Origin of the sequence: Novosphingobium sp. ZW T3_23, from assembly GCF_044987305.1 — a bacterium.
Lineage (GTDB): Bacteria > Pseudomonadota > Alphaproteobacteria > Sphingomonadales > Sphingomonadaceae > Novosphingobium.
Window position 1 is genome coordinate 1 of the sequence record NZ_JBJDRF010000046.1, and the last position, 23,831, is coordinate 23,831.

The following is a 23,831-nucleotide window of genomic DNA, read 5'->3' on the forward strand; positions in this document are numbered from 1 at the left end:
CCTCGGGGTCGAGCGGCCATCGCGGACGCGCCGCCACGTCGAGCGGGTCGGACTGGCCCATGGCGAAGCGCTCCACGCCCGCCCAGGCGATCATCGCCGCGTTGTCGGTGCAGAGCCCCAGCGGCGGCGCCACGAAATCGAGGCCATGCTCGGCTGCCAGGGCTTCGAGCGCGCCGCGAATCGCCTTGTTGGCGGCGACGCCCCCCGCCACGACCAGCGCATTGACCTTACCCACCGAATCCAGCGCCCGCCGCGTCCGATCGATCAGGCAGTCGATCGCCGCCTGCTGGAACGAGGCGGCGATATCGGCATCGGCATATTGGCCGGATTGCTTGGCGCGCATGACCGCGCTTTTCAGCCCCGCGAAGGAGAAATGCGGCTCATCCGAACCCTTCAGCGGGCGCGGCAGCGGCACCGCCTTGGGATTACCCTCCAGCGCCAGCCGCTCCATCGCCGGACCGCCCGGATAGCCTAGGCCCAGCAACTTGGCCGACTTGTCGAACGCCTCGCCCAGCGCGTCGTCGATGGTCGTGGCCAGCCGGCGAAACTTGCCGACGCCTTCCACCAGCAGGATCTGGCAATGGCCGCCGGAAACCAGCAGCAGAAGATAGGGATATTCCAGCCCGCCATCGGCCAGACGAGGCGAAAGCGCGTGGCCTTCCAGATGGTTGACGGCGATCAGCGGCTTGCCGGTCGCCATGGCCAGCGCCTTGGCAGTGACCAGGCCGACCATCACGCCGCCGATCAGTCCGGGCCCGGCGGTGGCGGCGATGGCGTCCACATCATCCAAAGTCATGCCGGCATCGGCCAGGGTGCCCTCGATCAGCGGAGCGATCCGCTCGGCATGGGCGCGCGCGGCGATTTCGGGCACGACACCGCCGTACGGGCGATGCGCCTCGTCCTGCGACGCGATGCGCTGGGCAAGGATCACCCGATCGCTGGTGACCAGTGCCGCCGCCGTCTCGTCGCACGAGCTTTCGATGCCCAGTACCGTCCGCATTCTTTCTTTCCCTGAACGACCCTTCCACTGGACGACATTGCCGGGTAGCACAACCCGCCGATGACGACGCAAACAGACACGCAAAAACTAGGCTTCCGCCTCGGTACCCGCCGTTCGCCGCTGGCGATGGCTCAGGCCGAGGAAACGCGCGACCGGCTGGCCGCCGCGCATGGAATCGATCCGGCGCATATAGAGATCGTTGCGGTTACCGCCAGCGGCGATCGCATCCAGGACCGCGCATTGGCCGAAATCGGCGGAAAGGCGCTGTGGACGAAGGAGCTGGATGCCTGGCTGGCGACCGGCGAGATCGACTTCGCGGTCCATTCCGCCAAGGACGTGGAGACGATTCGCCCAGAAAGCTTCACCATCGGCGCCATCCTTCCCAGAGAAGACGTGCGCGACGTGCTGGTCGGGGCTGAAAGCATCCGGGCCTTGCCGCAGGGGGCCGTGGTCGGCACCAGCGCCCCACGCCGCGCCGCGCAGCTTCTGCATGCCCGGCCGGACTGCAAGGTGATAACGTTCCGAGGGAACGTCGCCACGCGTCTTGCCAAGCTCGCTGCCGGAGAGGCCGACGCGACTTTCCTCGCCGCTGCGGGGCTCAAGCGACTGGGCGAAACCGGAACCGGCCATCCGCTGGACGAGCAGGACTGGCTTCCCGCCCCCGCCCAGGCCGCGATCATGGTGGAATGCCGCGCCGACGATGCGCGCACGCTGGCCTTCCTGGCCGCCGTCGACCACGCGGAGAGCCGCGCCTCGGTCCTCGCCGAACGCGCGTTGCTGGCGGGGCTCGGCGGCAATTGCCACAGCCCGATCGCCGTGCTCACCCGCCACGAGGGTGAGGCACTGACCATGCGCGCCGCGCTCTACAGTCCCGACGGCGCGGAAAAGGTCGAGGGCGAGGCCCGCTTCGACGCCCACGACCTCGACGGTCCGGCGCGCCTCGCAGCCGACCTACTCGCCCGCGCGGTTCCGGCCATCGCGGTGCATTTCACCGGCGCTGCCTGAGCGCCGCGATGCCGCCGATCCTCGTCATCCGCCCCGAACCCGGCGCTTCGGCCACGGTCGCATCGGCGGAACGGCTGGGCCTAGTCGCCCTCGGCTTCCCGCTGTTCGAGGTGGCGCCGCTGGCATGGGCGCCGGTGGAACGGGAGGACGTCGACGCGGTACTGCTCGGCAGCGCCAATGCTCTGCGCCATGGCGGCGAGGATCTTGCCCGCTATCGCGGCCTTCCCGCCTATGTCGTGGGCACGAAGACCGCCGAGGCTGCGCGCGGTGTCGGGCTGGAGGTCGCCGGCATTGCGAAGGGCGGCCTGCAATCCGCGATGTCGTGCCTGCAACCGGGCCATCATCGCCTCCTGCGCCTGGCCGGGCGCGAGCGGGTCGAACTTTCGCTGCCCCCCGGCCACACGATGATCACCCGCGAGGTCTATGCCAGCAGGCCCCGCCCCCTCCCGCCGGAACTGGCCGCTATGCTGGAAAAGCCGGCCGTGGTGCTGCTCCATTCGGGCGAGGCCGCCGCGCATTTCGCCGCCGAATGCGCGCGGCTCTCGATCGACCGGAGCCGCATCGCGCTGGCCTGCATCGGTTCCCGCGTGGAACAACGGGCCGGAAATCATTGGCTTCTCGTCCGCAGCGCCCCAACGCCCGAGGATGCCGCGCTGCTGGCCTTGGCCGCAGAGATGTGCAAAGACTTCCCCTCGGGCCAAGACTTCCCTTCCGGATCGTAAACTGACAGAACCATATTCGATGCAGGACTTCACCTCGCCGCAAAATCCTTCGACCATGGGCGCGCCCGCCAGGACGCGTTCCCGCGGTGGGCTGTTCTTCGTCGCCTTCATTGCCTTCCTGCTGGGCGGCGCGCTTGTCGTCTGGGCCGCGCAGGACGGGCTGCTGGGCAAGCTGCTGCCGCAACGTGCGGAGGAACAGGCCGGAAATCAGGAACCGCCGCAGGCCGAACCGGTGCCAGCGCCTTCCCGCATGCTGCCCGCCGCCACCACGCCAGCCTCTCCCGAACAGCTGTCCTCGCTCAGCTCGGTGGAAGGACGGCTGGCGCTGCTGGAAGACCGCCTCTCGCGGATCGATTTCCAGACGGACGCGGCCTCGGGCAATGCGGCCCGCGCCGAAGGGCTGCTGATCTCCTTCGCCGCGCGCCGCATGGTCGATCGGGGCGAGCCACTCAGCTACGTGGCCGACCAGCTGCGCCTGCGCTTCACCAATGCCCAGCCGCGCGCGGTGCAGACGGTGATCGAATTTTCGAAGAATCCCGTCACCATCGACGAACTTTCCGCGCGCCTCGAAGCGCTCTCGCCCGAACTCAGCGAAAACCAGAGCGACGAGAGCCTGTGGCAGAAGGCCCGCCGCGAACTCTCCAGCCTCTTCGTGGTACGCCGCGAATCCTCGACCTTGCTGACGCCCACCGCGCGCATCGACCGGGCCCGCCTGATGCTGACCGCGCGCCGCATCGGCAATGCCATCAGCGAAGTCGAGCGCCTGCCCAATGCCCAGGCCGCACAGACCTGGATCGCCGACGCGCGCCGCTTCCAGGACGTGCAGGAAGCGCTGAACCTGCTGGAAACCACCGCCATGCTCGAACCGCGCCGCCTGACGGATGCGGAAGGGCATGTCGTCGATCAGCCCAGCCCTCTGGCGACGCCCGGCGTGCTGCCAACCGACGTCCCCTCTGCGGATGCGTCGGAAGCGGTTCCTATGGAGTGAGCCGAAGGGTGATCGCGAGGGTCGAAACACTCGCACTCCAAGACTGTCACGGTGGGTCGAGGTCGGGCCCAGGCTCGCTCCGTTGCCCCCCACACCACCGTCATCCTGAACTTGTTTCAGGATCCATCGCGCCGATGGCCCGGCTGTCGATGGTCAGAAATGGATCCTGAGCCGAAGGCCAGCGCAGCTAAACAAGTTCAGGATGACGTGGATTGCTAACTGCCGCCTCGCGCCCTGCATCAAGGCGATGTTATCCTGCCGCGCTACCCTTGCAACAACTCAGGCAGCTTCCCCGACATCCCCCTCGCCTCATCCATGAAGAAGCGCTTGAGGCTGGGCAGGCGCTGGACCGCGCCCATGCCGAGGCGGCGCGCGGCGCTGGGCAGGCGGCCGGGGATGCCGAACAGGCGGGTAAGCCCATCCGTCACCGACATGACCATGAACGTATCGAGGCTGCGCCACTTCTCGTAGCGCGCAAGAAGCTGCGCGTCGCCCGGCTCCAACCCCAGGCGCATGCCTTCGGTGAGCACTTCCACCAGGGCGCCGACATCGCGCAGGCCCAGATTGAGCCCCTGCCCGGCGATCGGATGCATGCCGTGGGCCGCGTCACCGATCACCGCGAGGCGCTCGTCGATGACATGGCCGGCGTGATGGAAGCGCAGGGGATAGCTCATGCGCGGCGCGGAAAGCGTGATCTTGCCGAGCACGCCGTGCATGCGGCTCTCTACTTCGTTCACGAACATCGCATCCGGCATGGCGATGATCCCGGCCGCGTCCTTTTCCGCCACGGTCCAGACAAGCGCGCTGCGGTGACGGCCCTGGTCGTCATCGCGCAGCGGCAGCAGTGCGAAGGGGCCGGCTGGATAGAAGATTTCCCAGGCCGTGTTGTCGTGCGATTTCTCGTGGAAAAGGCCCGTCACCATGGCGCGGTGCTTGTAGTCCCACTTGGCGAGGGCGAAGCGGGCCTCGTCGCGGGTAGGCGACTGGCGCCCCTCGGCGGCGACCAGCAGGCTGGCCTTGAGCACGCGCCCATCGGAAAGCTCCACCTCCACGCCGTGGGGCCCGCGATCCCGGCGCACGGCCTCGGTGCGGACGTGCCAGGCGATGTTCTTTTCCTCACGGGCGGCGGCGAAGAGGGCGAGGCGCAAGTCGCGGTTGGCGAACATACGGCCCAGCGAGCCTTCCTCGGGCTTGGGCGTGAAATCGATCCGGCCCGGCTTCATCGAATCGGTGACGGCGATCGAATCGATCGGGCAGCCGAGATCCTTGAGCGCGGACGCCAGACCGATGTTGGTGAACAGGTTCCAGCTCGCCGTCGAGATGGCCGAGGCGCGGCCGTCCGCGCCCTCGGCCGTCAGATCGGCCGGATCGGCGCGATCGATGACATGGCTGGTGATCCCGGCCCGGGCGGCGGCAAGCGCCAGCGTCATGCCGACGAGGCCGCCGCCCAGGATGATCAGGTCGCGGTATTCCGCCTTTTGGTCTTGCGTCGCTACAGAGTCGTTCATCGACCGCAGCTATCGGCCTCTCCGGCCTGGATGTCGAGACACCTTCCGTCCCAGGTGCCGGCGGGCGCGGCCAGGCCGACCGTCGCGGCGAGGGTCGGGGCGATATCCACCGTTTCAACCGGGGTCGGCTGTTCGAAGCCGACCATGCCCCTCCGCCAGAACAGCATCGGCACGCGGCGGTCATAGTCCCACGGGCTGCCGTGCGAGGCGACCTTGAACGGCTTGGCCGCACCGGGGACGACGCCGCGCACTGTCAGCATCTGCACTTCGCCCGAGCGGCCCGGCACGAAGGAAGCGCGGACCTTCTGCTCCATGGTCCAGTCCTGCGGGCTGCCCTTCGGTTCGGGCCACTGCATGATCTGGTCCTGGGTATAGACCGCCGCGATCTGCGGATTGGCCTTCAGACGCGCAACGAGCGCCGCCATGACCTTCTGCTTCTGCTCCGCCGTCAGTTCGGACGAGAACCAGACGCTGCCCGCCTCGCCCGCGCCGTAGAACACCGGGCCGTTCTTCACGGTCACGCCGGTATCCTGCGAGACGGCGGCGGCGAGCTTATCGGCCGAAAGCGCCGGATCGATGCGGGTCGCTTCAGGATTGCCGCGCAGCTGCTGGCGCTCGGGCGCGTCGAAACCGCCGTGGTCGGCGCTGAGCACGACCTCGTAATCGATCCCGCGCGCGTCGAGCCCATCGAACAGGGTGGCCAGCGCCTCGTCCAGGACGTTCATCTGGATGCACATCTCCACGCCCTCGGTGCCGAAGGCATGGCCGACCTTGTCGGTGGCGGAGAAGCTGACCGAGAGCACGTCGGGCACGGCATCCTTGCCCATGCCCAGTTCGTCCACCATGCGCACGGCCATTTCGGCGGTGGCAGTGTCGATGCGGGGGCCATTGGCATAGGACTTGAAGTCACCGGCGGCCTGCGGGAAGCGGTAGGTGCCGATGGTGAAATCCTTGATCGGCGTCGCCCGATCGACCCTGCCGCACCAGCCCGGCACCGGCAGATCGCCTTCGCCGGCGGCAACGCGCCTGGCCATGACCGCGTTCTGCGCCTCGACAGCCTTGCTGATCCTGCGATTCTCGAACGTGGTGAAGCCCTTGGCGCCGATCCAGTAGACGGCATCGGTATCGTGCCCGCTCATCATCACGGCGGCGCGGTCCTTGGCGGAGACGGCGGCATTGATGGTCTTCGGATTACGCTTCCTCATGAGATCGCCCAGCGTCGGCGACTTGAGATGCATGGGGCTGACCACCGGGTTGTCGGGCGTGGATTTCGGGTTGGTCTCGTCCTCGACGCAGTAGACTTCCTTGTCGGCGCGGGCGATGCCGGGCTGATACCACGAGTTCGCGGTGATGCCGGTGCGTGCCGGATGGACGCCGGTCAGCAGCGTGGAGTGGCCGGGGCAGGTCTCGGTCGCCGCGTGCGACTGGAAGCCCGAAGGGAAGACCGCGCCTTGCAGCAACCGGGTGAAGCCCTTGGTGAAGTGCTGGCGATACTGCGCGAAGAGATCGGCGGAGAACTGGTCCACCGAGATCGCGACGATCAGCTTCGGGGGAGCCTGCGGTGCCGGAGCAGGCTCGGCGGGCGCTTCCTGCGCCACAGCGGCGGGGGCCGAGGCCGCGAGTGCGGCCGCGAGTGCCAACGGAGCAAGCGACAGGGAGAGCAGGCGCATCGGGGGTCTTCCTTGAAATCTGGGTGCAATCGGCGCAGATGCAGCGATGTCTGGAATGCGCGTGCGACGCAAGCGCCACCCAACGCACGGGAGTCTCATGGAAAAGCGCCGCTATCGTCTGTTTATGGCACTCATGTGTCAATTGCTGGCGCTCGTGCTTTCGCCTGCCCTTGCTGAGGCGGCGCCTGCCCACATCGCCGCCGAGCTAGTGGCCGGTCCCCCCGCCACGCCGGGCGGCGAGACGACGATCGCCATCCACATGACGCCTGAAAAGGGCTGGCATGGCTATTGGTCCAACCCCGGCGACGCGGGCCTCGGCATGCAGCTGGACTGGACCCTGCCGGACGGCGCCAAGGCCGGAACCCCGCGCTACCCGGTGCCGCAGACGCTGGTCGTCTCCGGGCTCATGAACCACGTCTACGAGAGCGACTACGCGGTACTGGTGCCGTTCACGGTTCCGGCCGGGGCCGCGCCGGGCAGCCGCCTGCCGGTCCACCTGCGCGCGCAATGGCTGGCCTGCACCGAACAGATCTGCGTACCCGAACAGGCCGATCTGGCCGTGGAAGTGCCGGTGGCCGCCGCCACGGCGCCGGACCGCGATCCCCGCTTCGCCGAATGGCAGCGCCGCCTCCCCGCTCCGCTCGATGCGACGGGCACGTTCAGCCTCGACGATCGGACCGTCCGCCTCGCCATTCCCCTGCCCGCCACCACGGCACTGGACGCACCGCATGTCTTCGTGGGCGAGGACAAGCTGATCGACTACGCAGGCGCCCAGCAGTTCGCCTGGAAGGGGGACATGCTGATCGTCACCCTGCCCCGCGTCAAACTGGATCCGCGCGGGTCGGACAGCCTGACCGGCGTGCTGCGCCTGAGCGGAGCCGGGGACGGCATCGCCTTCTCGGCCCGCCCCGGCACGGTTCCCACAGGGGGAACGCCGATCGTCGACGATACCGCCGCAGCCGCGTTGCCATCGCTGCCGCTGCTTCTGCTGGCGGCGCTGGCGGGCGGGTTGCTGCTGAACATCATGCCCTGCGTCTTCCCGATCCTTAGCCTGAAGGCACTGAGCCTTGCCCGCGCGGGCGAGAGCGAGAGCCACGCGCGGATCGAAGGCCTGGCCTATGCGGCGGGCGTCATCCTCGCCTGCCTCGGTCTCGGCGGCGTGCTGCTGGCCTTGCGCGCGGGCGGCGAACAGGTCGGCTGGGCCTTTCAGTTGCAGGAGCCGCTGGTCGTCGTCGGCCTGCTGTTCCTGGCGACGGCGATCACCGCCAACCTCCTGGGCCTGTTCGAATTCGCCATACCGGGCTTCGCATCGGGCAATTCGCCCTCCAGCTTCACGAGAGGCGCCTTCGCCACCGGGCTGCTCGCCGCCTTCGTGGCGACCCCCTGCACCGGGCCGTTCATGGCAAGCGCCATGGGCGCGGCACTGCTACTGCCGGTGCTCCCCGCGATGAGCCTGTTCGCCGCGCTCGGCCTGGGCATCGCGCTGCCGTTCCTCGCCGTCGCCTTCGTTCCCGCGCTCCGGAAGCGCCTGCCCAGGCCTGGCCGCTGGATGGTCACTTTCCGCCGCTGGATGGCGATCCCCATGGGACTCACGGCGCTGGCGCTAGGCTGGCTGACCTGGAAAGTCGGAGGCCCCGGCTTCGCATTGGCAGCCGCGGCGGCACTGCTGCTCGTGCTTGCCGCCCTCTTCGCAGCAGGGCAGGCCCAGCGCCGGGGTAAGTCCGCAAGAGCCGCCGCACTGGCCGCCGGGGCTATCGCGGCTCTTGCGCTTGTCCTGCTGCCCGCGCCGACACCGCCTGCCGCAAGCGCGGATTCGCTGCTGGCCACCAAGCCCTTCAGCGAAAAGGCCCTGGCCGAGGCGCGCGCTTCCGGCAAACCGGTATTCGTGTGGTTGACCGCCGACTGGTGCCTGACCTGCAAGGTCAACGAACAGGTCGCCATCGAGCGCGAGGACACCCGCGCGGCCTTCGAGAAAGCGGGCGTGATCGTGCTGCGCGGAGACTGGACGCGGCGTGATCCCGAGATCACCCGCTATCTCACCGCGCAGGGCGCCGCCGGGGTGCCGCTCTACGTCTGGTACGCGGGCGGCGCGGCCAAGGCGGAGCAATTGCCGCAAGTGCTGACGCCCGAGCTGCTGGCGGAGAAAGCAGGCCTTTAACGCGTCTCGTGCTTGAACAGGCCCATGAACAGCACCGCGCAGGCAATGTGCGCAGCGGCGATCCCGGCCATCCAGCCGGGCATCAGGGTGGAAAGGCCTGCGAAGCACGAAGTGGCCGCAGCGAACGAAGCAAAGGGATAGCCGTGGGACATGCCCTGAGAAGGCTGTTCCCGCGGTTAATTCCAGTTAGCCGGAAAGGGTTTCCTTCGGCTTAACGAAAGAAAATTCCGGCAGCCCTGTCGCGATAACGACAGGCTGCCGGGAAACACGTTTATCGCGCGAAGGCTTTGAGCTCCGCGAGCCGGATCGCTTTCTTGCCCGCCGGCGTCATGACCACGCGAATGCGATCGGCCTGCACCGGGGCCCAGGTCAGCCGCGTGACCCCGTTGGCAAGGGGCGCAGCGGCCGGTGCCGCCACGGTCTGCCAGCGGCCATCGCGCCAGGCCTCCACCCGGAACTTGCGCGGCGCGGCGAACTTGCCGCCATCCGCGAAGAAGGCGAGTTCGGCGGCTCCCAGCGCCACTGTCTTTCCGAAGTCCACGGCGTACCACTGCTCAACGCCGCCCGGCGCGGAGTCCCAGCCGTTCGGCAGCTCGGGATAGAACCAGGCGCGACCGTCGATGCCATCGTGAAGGTTCTCGGCCTCGACACCGGACGAGGCGCTGGCCTTGGGGAAGTTCCCACGCACGAGCTGCACGGCCAGGTTCGTTTCCCGCACGACAGGCGCATTGGCCTTTCGCGCCAGCGGCACTTCGATGCGGCCGAGATCGTCGCGATGCGCCACTTCCACACCGTCCACCGCGATCGTTAGCCCCTTGCGACCATAGCGCTTGCCGTCGACGTCCCAAGTCACCGAAACCTCGTGCCCGTGATAGGGCACGCGCTCGATATGGAACCAGCCCAGCGCCTGCGCGTCACCGGCGGCGGGAAGCAGCGGGTTCACTTCCAGCACGTCGTCCGCGCGCGGGCGGATGCCGACGAGGCCGGTCATCACGAGGTCGAGATAGCCCGAGTGGAAGTAGTGATGGCTGCGGTCCAGCCCGACGATCGGCTTGCCGGTCTCGGGATGGTAGTCCTCCTCCAGGTCCAGACGCCCATCCTTGGCAGCGCCCTGATAGTGCATCTGCGTATACTGGCGCAGCAGGCGCATATAGTCGCTGCGTGTCACCGAGCCCTTCCGGCCATAGTGATCGAGCAGATTGGCCATGCCCGTCAGCACCTGCGTGGTCTGGTATGGCCAGATCGGGCCGTTCCACTGGCACTCCGGCGCAGTCCCGAGGTAGCGGTACTGGCGCATGTAATATTCGTAGTTCTGTTCCACCGTCCGCATGCCCGCTTTTCCGGCGAGCGAATTCGGATCAAGCAGGTGCGCCCAGGCGGCGGAATACTTCGCGTCATCCGGAACGAGGTCGAACATCCACGGCAGATAGCCGACCAGCTCGCGATTGCGGATCTGGTCCCAGTATTTCACATACTCGTTGGACACCTGGTAGCGATCGACGAAATGGCCGAGTTTCGGGCTCCACAGGTCTTCCAGCACGCGCGTGCGCAGCGCTTCGGCGCGGTCGGCATATTCCTTGGCCATGGCGGTATCGCCGGCCATCTCCGCCATGCGCGAAAGCGCGCGGGCATTGGCGAACATGTAGCTGTTGACCGAGGGCCGGAAGGAATCCCCGCCCCGGAACCCATCCTTGCCGCCGGACGCATCGATGGACGAGACCGTGTATTCGGTTGCGTCCAGCAGCGGCTCCACGAAGTAGAGGCCCTTGGTGAAGTCGAACTTCTCGTCCCAGAGACGGTAGATGTGGCGCATCGTCTTGAGGTGCGCGAGCACGGCATCGCGGTCGCCGTCCACCAGGTAGCGGCCCCAGACCGAGTCCGCCATATGGTCGGTGAAGTGGCGGTCGTTGCCGCCCTCGTACATGAAATTGATGTAGTCGTCAGTGAAGCGGCGGTCGTTCAGCCAGCGTCCCTCGGCGATGTGGAAGCCGCTGGCGTCGTTGAGGCTGGCGAAGGGATGGCGCTGCCAGTCCACGTCGTCCGCGAACTCGGTGGTGATGTAGCCTTGCGCGCCGAGATCGCGCTGGTGGGCGCGGAACAGGCCCCAGCGGTAGTAGTAGACCGCATCAATCTGCGGATCGGCGCTTTCGAAGAAAGGAATGCGCTCGGCGTACCAGGCGGCATCGTTGCCGAAGCGGGCCCTGGCGATGGCGCCGCCATCGAGCCGGGGCAAGGCCGCTGCCGGCTTGGCGGACGCGGCCGGAGGGGAGGATGCGGCGGTGAGCGGACTGGCGCCGCCCGCAAGAAGTGCCGCGGAGGCGAGAATCGTCCGGATATATCCGCGCATCGTTACCCCTTCATGGTCTGGCGAGCGTCAGTAAAGGCAGGAAAATAAAGAGGCGGCCGTCCTTGCCGGGCCTGTGTTGGGAGAGGAACCCGGCAAGAAACGGCCGCCCATGGCAACCCGCGACACGGAATGGCGTGTGTCGCGGGGTGCCTTAGTCAGATTAGAACTTGAAGCGAACGCCCGCCGCGAAGGTGCGGTCGATCAGCAGCGTGCTGGAGTTCATGGTCACCGGGCCACCGGCATCCTCGAACTTGTAGTAGTTCTGCTGCTTCGCCTTGGTGATGTTCACCGCGTCGAAGGTCAGGCCGATGTCCTTGGTTACGTTCAAGGTGAGCTGGAAGTCGAGGCTCTTCTCGGGCTTGCGCCACATGCCGATCGGGTTGGCGAAGGCACGCGCCTCGTTGTTGTTGAGGAAGCCCTTGCGCCACACGTAGGAGAGACGTGCACCGACCGGACCGCGCTCATAGGCGAGCGTCGCGTTGTACGAGAACTTCGAAACCGCGAAGAAGGCCGACTTGGTCAGGACCGTGTTGCCGGCCGCGTCGGTTTCGGGGATCGTTTGTTCCGAATCCAGGATCGTTGCACTGCCCTGGAAGCCCAGGCCGTCAAGGACGCTCGGCAGATAGGTCGGGAAGTAGGTGAGACCGATTTCCACGCCCTTCAGCACGCCGTCCGAAGCGTTGGTCGGACGAGTGACCTGGAAGTAATCGGTGGCGGTGCTGCCCTCGATCGTGTTGTTCGGGATGTACTCAAGCGTGGTGAGCGGAACGACGAGACCCTGGATTTCGCGGCGGAAACCGGTCACGTAGATCGCGCTGTTGCGCTCGAAATACCACTCCAGCGCGACGTCGAAGTTCTTCGAAGTCGTGGCGCGAAGCGCCGCGTTGCCGGCGCTGCCCGTGCCGAAGCCGAGGTTCGACAGGTCACCCACGAGCGTTACGTTCGGGTTGAGATCGCCGAACGCCGGACGGCGCAGGGTTTCGCCATAGTTGAAGCGCAAGCGCAGGTTCGGCGTGATCTCGTAGCGCGCGGTGAAGCTCGGCAGGAACTTCACCTGGCCGGTCGAAACGCCGGTCCGAGCGAAACCGTTGTAACGATCGAAGTAATTGTAGTCGGTATCGATCGCGACAAGACGAACGCCACCTTCCACCATCAGCGGACGACCGAAGATCTCAACTTCGCCATCGGCCAGCAAATAGGCCGAGAGCGTGACTTCGTTGATGTCGAACACGCGGCCGAACGACAGGTCGTCGGACAGCAGCAGGTTCGGGTTCACCGCCTGGTACATCGAGCGGATGGCATCGGCATTCTTGTAGAGAGCCGAGCCGTTGGCCAGAACCCAGCTGGTCGGCACGTCCGCGCGGCCGTCGAAGAAGCCGCTGTTCGTGAAGATGTAATCGTCACCCAGCGAAGCCAGCGAAGTGTTCAGGGCGCCGGAGCTCTGTTCGCGAACGAACGTGGCGGCCTTGCGGTTGTCGTAGCGGAAGCCCGCCTTAACGCGGCGCAGGAAGCCTTCGTCCCAGTCGTAGTGACCGTCAAGCATGAAGGTCCACGAGCTGCCGGTGCTCTTGTTGCCGTTGTCGAACAGGTCGCCGACGGTCCAGGCATTGGGATCGGTCAGGACTTCAGGCGTGCCGAAGCTGTAGGATGGGATACCGCCGCCGGCATTGAAGTCGACGTCGAGGTCCAGCGGACCACGATTGGTGCGCATGGCGAAGAACGAGGTTTCGTTCTTGCTGTCCTGGTAGGTCAGGTCGGCCGTGATCTTGCCGCGATCGCCCACGTCCCAGTCGGCGTTCAGGGCATAAACGTAGCTGTCGGTCTTGTTGGTGGCATAGTCGGCGCTGTTGAAGCCCGCGACTGCACCCATCCGGCGCGACTTGATGATGTTGGTGCCGTCGTAAAGCTCGAACGTCGAGCCCGGATTGGCACCCAGGTTGCCCCACCAGTCGGCGTAGCTGAACATCATCGCGTTCGACGTGCTGCCACGGAAGCCCGAATAGTAGAATTCGGCAGTGTAGGTCGAACGATCGTTCGGCGCCCACTGGAAGGCGGCATTGATCGAGGGACGCTCACGCTTGCCGTAAAGGTCGGAGCTGATGACGGCATCGCGCGACAGGTAGTAAGGCACCTCGACGCCGTCGATGTTCAGCGTCGAACCCGGCGTGGTGGGCAAGCCGGCGTTGAGGCCCGGCGTCCAGTAAGGGTTGTTCGGGTCCGTGTTCGGGAAGATGCGCTGGAGCGGCGTGAGCCAGGTGTCCGAAGGCGGCGTTTCCGTCGCGAACGGCACGAGCGCGCCGGCCTGCACGTTCATGTTGCGGTACTTGGTGCGGGTGTAGCTGCCGTTGATCAGGAAGCCCATCTCGCCGATGCCGGTTTCCCAGCGATCGCTGACGAGCAGCGCGACGTTCGGATTGAACTCGTCCGCCAGCTCGCTGTAGATGCCGCGCGCCAGGCCGGAAACGGTGAAACCGTCGAAGTCGAACGGACGACGGGTCGCCACGTCGATCTGGCCGGCAAGGCCGAATTCGAGCTGGTCTGCCGAGCGGGTCTTGTAGACGTCGATCTTGCGGACGAGGTTCGCCGAAACGTCCTGCAGCGCGAACGAAGTGCCGGCGGCCGTGAAGACGTTGCGGCCGTTCCAGGTGGTGACAGGATCGGACAGACCACGGATCGTGATCACGGCGGATTCGCCGCCGGCGCGGTCGGTAACCTGGATGCCGGTCACGCGCTGGAGCGCTTCGACCACGTTGTTGTCGGGCAGCTTGCCGACGTCTTCAGCCACGATCGAGTCAACGATCTGGATGTTGTCCTTGCGGCTGTTGATGGCGCCGACGATCGACGCGCGGACGCCGGTGACGATGATGTCTTCGGCAGACGTCTCGGTATCGTCGGTAGCCTGCGGCGCGGCTTCCTGTGCCTGCGCGACGGAGGCGAGGCTAAGTGCGAATACCGATGCTGTGCAGAAAGCGAATGGCTTGAATGCCATGGATCAACCCTCCCGTTGGGGCTGGCCCATACCATGCCCCTTCAATTACTCGGACTAATTATTAGTCTGACTATTACCTTGCAAGCGGAAAAGCGGACGGCCCGTCAAAAACCTGCAAGAGGTGTGGCAGAATGGACGCAGAGCCGGCCGGAAAGCGCGCTTTCCGGCCGGCTCGTTAGTATTCTTGTCTGACTTGTTGCTCGTCAGTCGACCAGCCAGCTCGTCGCGGGGTCGTTCTTGTCGGCCAGCGTGATTGCGTCGCCCGAGAAGGCCAGCGCCTTCTTCGAGTCGGCCTTCGAAACGAAGCGCACCGTGTCTTTCGCCTCGCCCGCCTCGCGCAGGAAAAGATCGGCGCTGCCCAGCGCGGCAAGCGCGACCGCGCCATCCTGGCCGACCTTGAAACCCTGGTCGCGCTTGAGGATCGGCGAAAGCTGCACCGCCCCGTCGGCTCCGGCGATCTGGCGGAACTGCGTCTGCGGCAGCGGCGTGCCCTTGGCGAGGACCAGCTTGGTGCCGTCATGGCCGAGCATCACGTCGCGGCGTACGGCCGGGCTGAAGCGTTCGGGAAGCGCGCCGTTACCGACCGGAACGCCGAAATCGGGACGGCCCTGGGCATCGTAATAGAGACGCTGCACGCGCGCATGGCGGTCCGGATTGAGGAGCGGATCGCCTTCGATCTTCTCGTAATCGCGGCCGTGATAGACCAACATGTCGCGGCCCTTCTCGTCCACCGTGAAGCTGTTGTGGCCTGGACCGTAGATCGAGGTTTCCACGCTGGTGGCGAAGACCGGCTTCTGCGACTTGGTCCAGGCGCGCGGGTCCATGAGGTCGGCATCGTCGGCGGCGGTGAGCAGGCCCATGCAATAGACCGCGCCGGTGCCGCTGGCCGAATAGGTCATCAGCACCTGCCCGTTGCGCACGATCACCGAGGGGCCTTCGGCAACCTTGTACTGCTGGATTTCCCAGTCGAGCGTCGGGATGGTCAGGCGGATCGCCTTGGCGGCCGGGGTCAACGCGTCCTTCATCGGCGCAAGGTAGAGGTTCGAATTGGTCTCGATGCCCGGCTCGCGCTGCGCCCAGGCCATGTAGCGCACGCCCTTGTGGTGGAACGAGGTCGAATCGAGGTTGAAGCTGTCCCACGGCGTCTTCAGTTCGCCCAGCACGGTCCACTTGCCGGCCATCGGATCCTGACCGTCGCAGACCACCGCATAAGTGCGGATGCGGAACACGTCGGCGCCACCGCCGCTCGGGCCCGCAGCGAAGTAGACGATCCAGCGACCATCGACATAGTGCATCTCGGGCGCCCAGAGATAGCCCGACATCGGGCCGCTCTTCTCATGGCGCCACAGCACGCGCTCCTCGGCATCGGCGAGGCCGGCGATGGTCTTCGAGCGGCGCAGGACGAGGCGGTCGTACTCGGGCACCGAGCCCGTCATGTAGTACCAGCCGTCCTCGGCGCGGACGATGTAGGGGTCGGCGCGCTGCTGCACCAGCGGGTTGATCGGCTTGGGCGCGGCGGCAGCGGCTTCCTTGTCGGACTCCGAAACGGCGTCGCCAGCCTTGGAACAGGCGATGGGAAGAAGGGCGGCACTGGCCGCGAAGGCGCGGCGCGAAAGGGAAAAGTTCATGTCATCCTCTCCGAGATTCTTGATTCGTGGCGCCGGGTATTCTGGCCGGCGATAGGAAAAAAGGGCACCCCGGTCGGGGGACCGGGGTGCCGTCAGGTGGGTTCAGTATTGGGCGACGGGCCAGCCGTCCGCATCCCAGCGGATCGGGGCGATGCGCAAGGTGGGCGCTCCGTTCGCCTGCTTGTCGTAGGCGTGGTAGACGACATAGGTGGTGCCGTCCTTGTCGGTGAAGGCGCCCGCGTGGCCGGGGCCGCGGAAGCGCTGCTGCTCTTCGAGGTCGGCGCGCAGGAAGATCGTGCCGCGACCGTCCATCAGCGAACTGCCGTCCTTGCCGAGGTAAGGTCCGGTGATCTTCTTCGAGCGCCCGACCACGGTGTAGTAGGTGCTGTTCACGCCCTTGCAGCAATAGTCGTAGCTGGCGAGCAGGTAGTAGTAGCCGCCATGCGGGATGATGAACGGCGCCTCGACCGGTGCCGGACCGCCTGCGGGGGCCAGGCGGCGGGCGATTGAATAGGGTTCGGTGCCGGAAGCGACCTTGCCGGTCTTCGCGTCGAGCGGGAACAGCTTCAGGCCGGTCCAGAAGCTGCCGAGCGACAGCCACTGGCGCCCCTGCGCGTCCTCGACGTAGTTGGGATCAATGGCGTTGAAGTCGTCATCGTGGGTCGACATCACGACGAGGCCTTGGTCCTTCCAGCCGTAGCCCTTGGCCTTGGGGTCCAGCGTCTTGCTGGTCGCCAGACCGATGGCCGAACGGTTGGAGCCGAACGTCGAGATCGAATAGTAGAGCCGGTATTCGCCGTTCACATAGGAAATGTCGGGCGCCCAGATGCCGTCGGTTCCGGGGATCGCCTGCTTGGCCCAGGCCGGGATCTCGGCAAAGACCGAACCGGCGTCCTTCCAGGACTTCAGGTCCTTCGAGGTCTTGATGCCGATGTAGCGGCCCACGGTGCTGAAGACGTAATAGGTATCGCCTTCGCGGATGATCACCGGATCGTGCACCGTAAGATCGCCCGTCAGCTGGGAGTTGAGCGTACCGGCGCCCTTCTCTCCCACCTGCACTTGCGCATCGGCTGCACTCGTCATCGCCATGACCGCAAGGCTGGCGACGCCAAGGAATTTCCTGAACACGTTAACTCTCCAAAATTCGTTTTATGCTGCGCAGGCATTCCACGCGGCGACGATCTCGGCCGCCTTGGCGCCGACCGTCGCGGCATCGAAGCCGGGCTTGTAGACACTGCCGCCGACGCCGATGCCGAAGACGCCTGCCGCACGGTATTCCGCGACATTGGCGGCACCGACGCCGCCCACGGCCCAGACGCGGCTGGTCTTGGGCAGGACTTCGCGGATGGCCTTGATGTAGCTGCTGCCCAGCACCGAGCCGGGGAACAGCTTGAGGTCGCTGGCGCCTGCCGCGACGGCGGCGAAAGCCTCGGTCGGGGTCAGGAAGCCGGGGAGCACGTCCATGCCGAGTTCGATCGAGCGCCGGATGACGGCGGGATCGACATTGGGCGAGACCATGAAGGTGCCGCCGACGCCCGCGAGCGTCTCGGCCAGATCGGTGCCGATCACGGTGCCGCCGCCGATCGCAGCGCGATCACCCAGGGCCTCGGCCATGGCGCCGATCGAGCCTGCCGGATCGGGCGAGTTGAACGGCACTTCGATGATGCGCACGCCTGCCTCGACCAGCGCGTGGCCGATTTCGACCGCTTCGTGGGTCTGGATGCCGCGCAGGATCGCGACGACCGGGGCAGCGCCTTCTGCCAGAACCTGTTCGATCTTCATGCCTTCTGTCCTTTCGCGATCGCGAGTCCGGCGAGAACCGCCGCATCGCCATCGATCTTGCGCGAGGTGCAGCCACGGGCCGCCAGCGCGCGATCATAGAGCGCGGAAAGCGCCGGGTCGCCGATCAGCACGACGGAAATGCCGGTCGGCACTTGCGCGGCGACTTCACCGCCGATCAGCAGCCCCGAGATATACCCGCGCGACCAGTCTTTCGAGCGTCCATCGAGCATGCGCGCGGCGCGGGCTTCGAACAGGGCGCCGGTCAGCGAATCCTCGCAGCGGTCGAGGCCGCGAGCGAAGCCCTCGTCGAAAGTGCCCTCACCCGGCGTACCGTCAGGGAGCTTTTCCGGCCCGGTCAGCGTCGACTGGCCTGCCAGCAAGGCGAAGAGTTCGCCGGTCGGATGGGTACGGAAGCCCACGATCGTGCCGTTCACCACCGAGACCCACTTGCAGTGGGTGCCCGGCAGCGCGATGAGATGCTCGCCGGAACCGAGTTCGGGGTGGAGCGCCAGGGCGCCGAAGACTTGCGCCTCCTCGCCCCGCATCACTTCGGGTACGCCCTCGGAATCCTTGCAGCTCAGCCCCGGCAGGACCGAGACCGGAATGCCCGCGACTTCCACCCGCGCCCGCGAGGAAAGCCACCTCGCCGCGTCCGCCGGGCAGGCCGCATAGCCTGCCGCGACGAGCGCGCCGGGTGCCCCGGCCATGCCGCAAAGCACGACTTCGGAGAGCGGCCCCTCGGCCTTCCAGAGGTCGAGCCGTTCGGCCAGGGCCGCTTCGGCATCGCCTTCGAGGGCGCCCGGCCCGCTGAGCCGGGCGACCACGTCCTCGCCGTCGAGGCGGAACAGCCGAAGCCGGGTGGTCCCCCAATCTCCGAGAACGTGGTTCACGCTCATTGCAGTTCGAGCACCACGACCGACTTGGCCGGCAGGGTGACGACGAGGTTGCCGCCCTGCACGGTCGCGCCGGAGAAGGCCTCGGGCTTGACCGCGTTCGGAGTGTCGAAGGTGTTGTGCGAATTGATCGCCGGTGCCGTCAGGATACGGCCCGTGACCGCTGCAGCGTTCACGCCGTCGAGCTTGATCGTCACCGTGTTCGACTGGTTCGGATCGAGGTTGGACAGGCCGACATGGATCTTGCCGTCCTTCGCCTTCACCGCCGAACCGCTGACCGCCGGCATCGTGTACTGGCCCTTGTTGTACCAGGGCGTTTTGATGTCGAGCGGCAGCACGGTCGCGTCCTGCCAGGGCTTGTACATCTCGAAGACATGGTAGGTGGGCGTGAGCACCATCTTGTTGCCTTCGGTGAAGATCATCGCCTGGAGCACGTTCACCATCTGGGCGATGGCGGTCATGCGCACGCGGTCGGCATGCTTGGCGAAGATATCCAGGTGGATCGAGGCGATAAGGGCATCACGCAGGGTGTTCTGCTGGCGCAGGAAGCCCGGATGCGTGCCCGGATCCTGGGCATACCACGAACCCCATTCGTCCACGGCCAGGAAGACCCGCTTCTCGGGGTCGTACTTGTCCATGATCGCCGAGTGCTTGGTGATCAGCTCGTCCATCTTGCGGGCGCCGTTCAGCGCATCGGCCCAGCCGTTCTCGTCGAAGTCGACGGCAGGCGCACGCGGCGGCCAGCCACCGGCGGGGTGGACGTAGTAGTGCAGCGAAACGCCGTCGAGCTGCGGAGCCGCGACGCGCATCATCGTCTCGGTCCAGTTATAGTCGTCGACATTGGCGCCGGCGGCGACCTTCAGGATCTTGGTGCCGGCGGGCGCCTTCACGAAGGTGGCATAGCGACGGGTCTCGTCGGCCGCGAATTCGGGACGCATGTTCCCGCCGCAGCCCCAAAGCTCGTTACCCACGCCGAAGTAGGCGACCTTCCAGGGTTCCTTGTGGCCGTTGCGGGCGCGTTCGTCCGCCAGCGAGCCGGCGGGAGAGGTCATGTATTCGACCCATTCGGCCATTTCGCGCGGGGTGCCGTTGCCGACGTTGCCGGCGACATAGGCTTCTGCGCCTACCTGGCGGATCAGTTCGAAGAATTCGTGCGTGCCCACGGTGTTCGGCTCGGTCACGCCGCCCCAATGGGTGTTGATCTTCACCGGACGCTTGTTCTGCGGGCCGATGCCTTCGCGCCAGTTGTATTCGTCTGCGAAGCAGCCGCCCGGCCAGCGGATCACCGGCACCGAGAGATCGCGCAGCGCGCCGATCACGTCGTTGCGGAAGCCGTTGGTGTTCGGGATCTTGCTGTTCTTGCCGACCCAGAGGCCGCCGTAGATGCCCGTGCCGAGGTGCTCGGCGAACTGGGTGAAGACTTCCTTGTGGTAGACCGCGCCAGGCTTGGCGGCGTCGATCGTCGCCGTGGTCGGCTGGCCGTCGGTATCAGCGTGCGCCGTGCCTGCGAGCGCAGTGGCGCTCAGCAGGACGGCAGCGGCAGTAAGGCGAATTGCCTTCATCATAGTCTAGTCCCCTCCCTGGGAAATCAGTCGTGGAATTCTTCAACCATGTCGCGCTTGCCGCGCAGGAACGCGTCGGCGACGAGGCGCAGCGGCGCGATGTCCACATCGCTGCGGCCGCCGCGGATCAGGTTGGCGAAGCGCGAATAAAGGCCCGGATATTCCAGGTCTTCATTGTGCTCGGTGCCGGTCGGCAGGGTGAGCACGGCGCCGCCGTTCGAAAGCTTCAGCGTGCCCGCATCGGTCTCGACGATGATGTCCCACGATTGCGGGCCGGTCTGGCGCCAGTCGAGGTCCATGTGGATCTCGGCCCCAGCGGTGTCGCGGAACTCGATATCGGCGGCGATCGGCGCGGCGCGGTTGGCGGGCAGGCTGAGCGTCGCTTCCTTGAGGAAGAACGGGCGCGGCATGATGTGCGTGGCGATCGAGAGGGCATTGATGCCCGGATCGAACACGCCAAGACCGCCCGGCTCCCAGATCCAGTCCTGACCCGGATGCCAGACGCGCACGTCCTCGCGCCAGACGATCTTGGCGCTGAGGATGGTGCGCTCGGCCAGCCAGGCGCGCGCCGGGGCAACACCGGCGGCGTAGCGCGAGTGCCATGAGGCGAACAGGGTGACGCCCACCTTGTCGGCGCGGCTTTCCAGCGCGGCCACTTCGGCCAGCGTGGCGCCGGGCGGCTTTTCGAGGAACACGTGCATGCCCTTCGACAGCGCCAGCGCGGCGAGGTCGTAGCGGACCTGCGGCGGGGTGCAGAGCGCCACGGCGTCGATCGCCGGGCCGCTCTCGATCAGCTCTTCAAGGCTGCTGAAGTGCGGGATGCCTTCAGGGCCGCGATGATTCGGGCTGACCGTGGCGCCGATGCTGAAGTTCGGGTTGCCCTCGATCGCGGGGATGTGCTGGTCGCGGGCGATCTTGCCCACGCCGACGATGGCGATGCGGATCGGATCCATGGCTCAGAGCGCCTTGACGGTCGTGGTCGCCTCTGCCGAAGCGGCAGCGCGGGCGAGCGGGTTGGAAACCGGCAGGGTGAAGGGCGCGGCGTCGATCTCGAACACGTCGCCTTCCTGCGTGGTCACGCCATCCGCGAAGGAAAGCGTGGCGGTGCCGAAGAAGTGGACGTGCACGTCGCCGGCGCGGCGGAACAGGTCGTACTTGAAGTGGTGATGCTCAAGGTTCGCGAACGTGTGCGACATGTTGCCTTCGCCCGAGAGGAAGGGCTTTTCCCAGATCGTTTCGCCACCGCGCACGATCTTGCTGGTGCCTTCGATCTTCTCCGGCGGGGTGCCGAGGAGCAGTTCCGGGCCGAGCGCGGCCTGGCGCAGCTTCGAGTGGGCGAGCCACAGGTAGTTGTGACGCTCGGTAATGTGGTCCGAGAACTCGTTGGCGAGCGCGAGGCCGAGGCGGTAGACGTTACCGTCTTCACCGACCAGGTAGATGCCGGCCAGTTCGGGCTCTTCGCCGCCGTCCTTGGCGAAGGCAGGCATGGTCAGCGCTTCGCCGGGGCCGACGAGCAGCTGGCCGTCGCCCTTGTAGAACCATTCCGGCTGCTGGCCTTCGGTGCCGGCGGCGGGCTTGCCGCCTTCGAGGCCTTCCAGGAACATGCGCATGGAATCGGTGACGTGCTCACCCGAGGCGGCGGCCTGGTGCATCTTGTTGCGGCCTTCGGCCGAACCGAGGTGCGTCAGGCCCGTGCCGGTCATCAGCAGGTGGGCGGAATCGTCGTGGTCGATCGGGGTGAGCAGGTTGCCCGCCGCGAATTCGACCTTGATGTCGACCGCTTCGCCCTGCCCGGCAGCCTTGGCGGCATCGGCCAGCGTCACGCCTTCGGCGATGGCGCGCTGGGCGAGTTCACGCGTGGTGGTGACGCCCTGGAGGAAGTGGGCGGCATCGCCCTCGGCAAGGATGACGGAGCGCACGCCATCGGGCGCGCGATGCTGGAGCAGGCGAAGGTAGGTCATGGATCTCTCCCGGAAGGGACTTGGCCCTAACCGCGGCGCGCCTTCTTGGGGGAGCGCGCCGCGGGGATTGGGTTGGACTGGTTAGAGGGTAAGCGCGCCGTCGATCAGGCGGGGGGCGCCGTCACCGTAGGCTGCGTCGCGCAGTTCTGCCGGAAGCAGGCCCTGCGCGAAGTTCTGGTAGCTGACCGGACGCAGGAAGCGGTCGATCGCCATGCTGCCGACCGACGTGGTGCGCGGGTCGGAGGTCGAGGGGAACGGGCCGCCGTGGACCATCGCGTGGCACACTTCGACGCCGGTCGGCCAGCCGTTGACGAGGATGCGGCCGACCCTGCGCTCAAGCACCGGGAGAAGACGCGAAGCGGCGGCTTCGTCGGCATCGTCCATGTGCAGGGTAGCGGTCAGCTGGCCTTCCAGGCCTTCCAGCAGGCTGGCGAGTTCGGCTTCGTCCTTACAGCGCACGACGATCGACGCAGCGCCGAACACTTCGTGGCCGATCGCCTTGTCGGCGAGGAACTGTTCCGCGGTGGTCTGGAACAGGATCGCGCCGCCCGTGGTCTTGCTGCCCTCTTGGCCCTTGGCGATGGTTTCGACGCCAGCATTGCCTTCAAGCGCTTCGACGCCCTTGGCATAAGCGGCGGCGATGCCGGTGGTGAGCATGGTCTGCGGCTTTGCTTCCGAAACGCTGCCGGTGGCGGCGGCGACGAAAGCGTCCAGGCCTTCACCCTCGACGGCCAGGATCAGGCCGGGGTTGGTGCAGAACTGGCCGGCGCCCATCGTCAGCGAACCGACGAAAGCGGTGCCGAGGGCTTCGCCGCGCGCCTTGAGCGCTTCGGGAAGCAGCAGGACCGGGTTGATGCTCGACATTTCGGCATAGACCGGGATCGGCACTTCGCGGGCCTGGGCCAGCTTGGCGAGGGCAAGACCGCCACCGCGCGAGCCGGTGAAGCCGACCGCCATGATGCGCGGATCCTGCACGAGCGCGGCGCCGAGTTCGTTCGACGGGCCGACGAGGTGCTGGAAGACGCCTTCGGGAAGACCGGCATCCTTGACGGCCTTGGTGATCGCGGCGGCAATCAGGCTGCCGGTGATCGGGTGGGCCGGGTGGCCCTTGACCACGACCGGGCAACCGGCGGCGAGCGCCGAAGCGGTGTCACCACCGGCGGTCGAGAAAGCGAGCGGGAAGTTCGAGGCGCCGAACACGGCGACCGGACCGACCGGGATCATGCGCAGGCGCAGGTCGGGACGGGGCAGCGGGGCGCGGTCCGGCAGCGCCGGATCGATGCGCAGCTGCTGCCACTGGCCCTTGCGAACGACGTCCGCGAAGAGACGCAGCTGGCCGACGGTACGGCCACGCTCGCCTTCGCCGCGACCACGGGGCAGGCCGCTCTCGGCAATGTAGGCTTCGATCAGCGAATCACCGATGGCGACGATCTCGTCCGCGATTCGCTCCAGGAAGGCGGCGCGGGTTTCACGGTCGGTGGCACGGTAGGTGTCGAAAGCGGCAGCCGCTGCGGCACAGGCGGCGGCGACGTCGGCAGGGCCGTTCACGGCCAGCGGCTCACCCTGAGGTTCGCCGGTTGCGGCCACGATGGAACGGAATTCGGTCATTTGGGATCTC

General features: G+C 66.7%; 18 protein-coding genes. 4 read left to right on the forward strand and 14 right to left on the reverse strand.

Features of this window, described 5'->3' with window-relative positions; translation table 11 throughout:
* Nucleotides 1-1,000 (reverse strand): tRNA (adenosine(37)-N6)-threonylcarbamoyltransferase complex transferase subunit TsaD (gene tsaD, locus ACI3K3_RS19220; protein ID WP_404916573.1); only part of this gene is annotated, 1,000 nt, incomplete at its 3' end.
* 60 nt (nucleotides 1,001-1,060) lie between these two features.
* Between tsaD and hemC the strand changes: the two genes are divergently transcribed.
* From hemC to ACI3K3_RS19235, 3 genes are read left to right on the forward strand one after another with little or no spacing between them, the layout of a single operon-like run.
* Nucleotides 1,061-2,005 (forward strand): hydroxymethylbilane synthase, encoded by a 945-nt coding sequence (gene hemC, locus ACI3K3_RS19225; protein ID WP_404916575.1) that lies wholly within the window; start codon nucleotides 1,061-1,063, stop codon nucleotides 2,003-2,005.
* 8 nt (nucleotides 2,006-2,013) lie between these two features.
* Nucleotides 2,014-2,727 carry a uroporphyrinogen-III synthase gene (locus ACI3K3_RS19230; RefSeq protein WP_404916577.1) on the forward strand — a complete coding sequence of 238 codons (714 nt, stop codon included), beginning with the start codon at nucleotides 2,014-2,016 and terminating at the stop codon, nucleotides 2,725-2,727.
* Between the two features lie 19 nt (nucleotides 2,728-2,746).
* Nucleotides 2,747-3,715, forward strand: a complete 969-nt coding sequence (locus tag ACI3K3_RS19235) for a hypothetical protein (RefSeq protein ID WP_404916579.1) — start codon at nucleotides 2,747-2,749, stop codon at nucleotides 3,713-3,715.
* 263 nt (nucleotides 3,716-3,978) lie between these two features.
* On the opposite strand, the gene ACI3K3_RS19240 is transcribed toward ACI3K3_RS19235, so the two are convergent.
* Nucleotides 3,979-5,223, reverse strand: coding sequence for a UbiH/UbiF/VisC/COQ6 family ubiquinone biosynthesis hydroxylase (locus ACI3K3_RS19240; RefSeq protein ID WP_404916581.1), 1,245 nt, complete (start codon nucleotides 5,221-5,223; stop codon nucleotides 3,979-3,981).
* Entirely contained in the window at nucleotides 5,220-6,893 is a 1,674-nt protein-coding gene (locus tag ACI3K3_RS19245) for an alkaline phosphatase family protein (RefSeq protein WP_404916583.1), read from the reverse strand. Before ACI3K3_RS19245 ends, ACI3K3_RS19240 begins: the two co-directional genes overlap by 4 nt.
* Nucleotides 6,894-6,990: 97 nt before the next feature.
* Here ACI3K3_RS19245 and ACI3K3_RS19250 point away from each other — a divergent pair, with 97 nt between their 5' ends.
* Entirely contained in the window at nucleotides 6,991-9,051 is a 2,061-nt protein-coding gene (locus ACI3K3_RS19250) for a protein-disulfide reductase DsbD family protein (RefSeq protein WP_404916585.1), read from the forward strand.
* On the opposite strand, the gene ACI3K3_RS19255 is transcribed toward ACI3K3_RS19250, so the two are convergent.
* From ACI3K3_RS19255 to ACI3K3_RS19305, 11 genes are all read right to left on the reverse strand, one after another.
* Nucleotides 9,048-9,203, reverse strand: a complete 156-nt coding sequence (locus tag ACI3K3_RS19255; RefSeq protein ID WP_313441782.1) for a hypothetical protein — start codon at nucleotides 9,201-9,203, stop codon at nucleotides 9,048-9,050. The genes ACI3K3_RS19250 and ACI3K3_RS19255 overlap by 4 nt on opposite strands.
* 119 nt (nucleotides 9,204-9,322) lie before the next feature.
* On the reverse strand, nucleotides 9,323-11,398 hold the full coding sequence (locus ACI3K3_RS19260) for an MGH1-like glycoside hydrolase domain-containing protein (RefSeq protein ID WP_404916587.1): 2,076 nt from the start codon (nucleotides 11,396-11,398) through the stop codon (nucleotides 9,323-9,325).
* Nucleotides 11,399-11,558: 160 nt separating this feature from the next.
* Nucleotides 11,559-14,387, reverse strand: coding sequence for a TonB-dependent receptor (locus ACI3K3_RS19265; RefSeq protein WP_404916589.1), 2,829 nt, complete (start codon nucleotides 14,385-14,387; stop codon nucleotides 11,559-11,561).
* A 203-nt stretch (nucleotides 14,388-14,590) separates the two neighbouring features.
* A complete protein-coding gene (locus tag ACI3K3_RS19270; protein ID WP_404916591.1) occupies nucleotides 14,591-16,015 on the reverse strand; it encodes a family 43 glycosylhydrolase in 1,425 nt (474 codons plus the stop codon).
* Nucleotides 16,016-16,117: 102 nt separating this feature from the next.
* Nucleotides 16,118-17,104, reverse strand: a complete 987-nt coding sequence (locus tag ACI3K3_RS19275; protein ID WP_404916642.1) for an arabinan endo-1,5-alpha-L-arabinosidase — start codon at nucleotides 17,102-17,104, stop codon at nucleotides 16,118-16,120.
* A gap of 60 nt (nucleotides 17,105-17,164) precedes the next feature.
* Nucleotides 17,165-17,797: a 2-dehydro-3-deoxy-6-phosphogalactonate aldolase gene (locus tag ACI3K3_RS19280; RefSeq protein WP_404916593.1), complete on the reverse strand. Its 633-nt coding sequence runs from the start codon at nucleotides 17,795-17,797 to the stop codon at nucleotides 17,165-17,167.
* Complete coding sequence (locus ACI3K3_RS19285; protein WP_404916595.1) at nucleotides 17,794-18,693, reverse strand: 2-dehydro-3-deoxygalactonokinase; 900 nt, start codon at nucleotides 18,691-18,693, stop codon at nucleotides 17,794-17,796. Before ACI3K3_RS19285 ends, ACI3K3_RS19280 begins: the two co-directional genes overlap by 4 nt.
* Entirely contained in the window at nucleotides 18,690-20,255 is a 1,566-nt protein-coding gene (locus tag ACI3K3_RS19290; protein ID WP_404916597.1) for an alpha-N-arabinofuranosidase, read from the reverse strand. The genes ACI3K3_RS19285 and ACI3K3_RS19290 overlap by 4 nt, the downstream gene beginning before the upstream one ends.
* 23 nt (nucleotides 20,256-20,278) lie before the next feature.
* Nucleotides 20,279-21,205, reverse strand: a complete 927-nt coding sequence (locus ACI3K3_RS19295; RefSeq protein ID WP_404916599.1) for a Gfo/Idh/MocA family protein — start codon at nucleotides 21,203-21,205, stop codon at nucleotides 20,279-20,281.
* Nucleotides 21,206-21,208: 3 nt separating this feature from the next.
* Nucleotides 21,209-22,213: an AraD1 family protein gene (gene araD1, locus ACI3K3_RS19300; protein ID WP_404916602.1), complete on the reverse strand. Its 1,005-nt coding sequence runs from the start codon at nucleotides 22,211-22,213 to the stop codon at nucleotides 21,209-21,211.
* Nucleotides 22,214-22,294: 81 nt separating this feature from the next.
* The gene (locus ACI3K3_RS19305; RefSeq protein ID WP_404916604.1) at nucleotides 22,295-23,821 is read right to left on the reverse strand and encodes an aldehyde dehydrogenase (NADP(+)); all 1,527 of its coding nucleotides are present in this window, start codon (nucleotides 23,819-23,821) and stop codon (nucleotides 22,295-22,297) included.
* Nucleotides 23,822-23,831 lie beyond the last annotated feature (10 nt).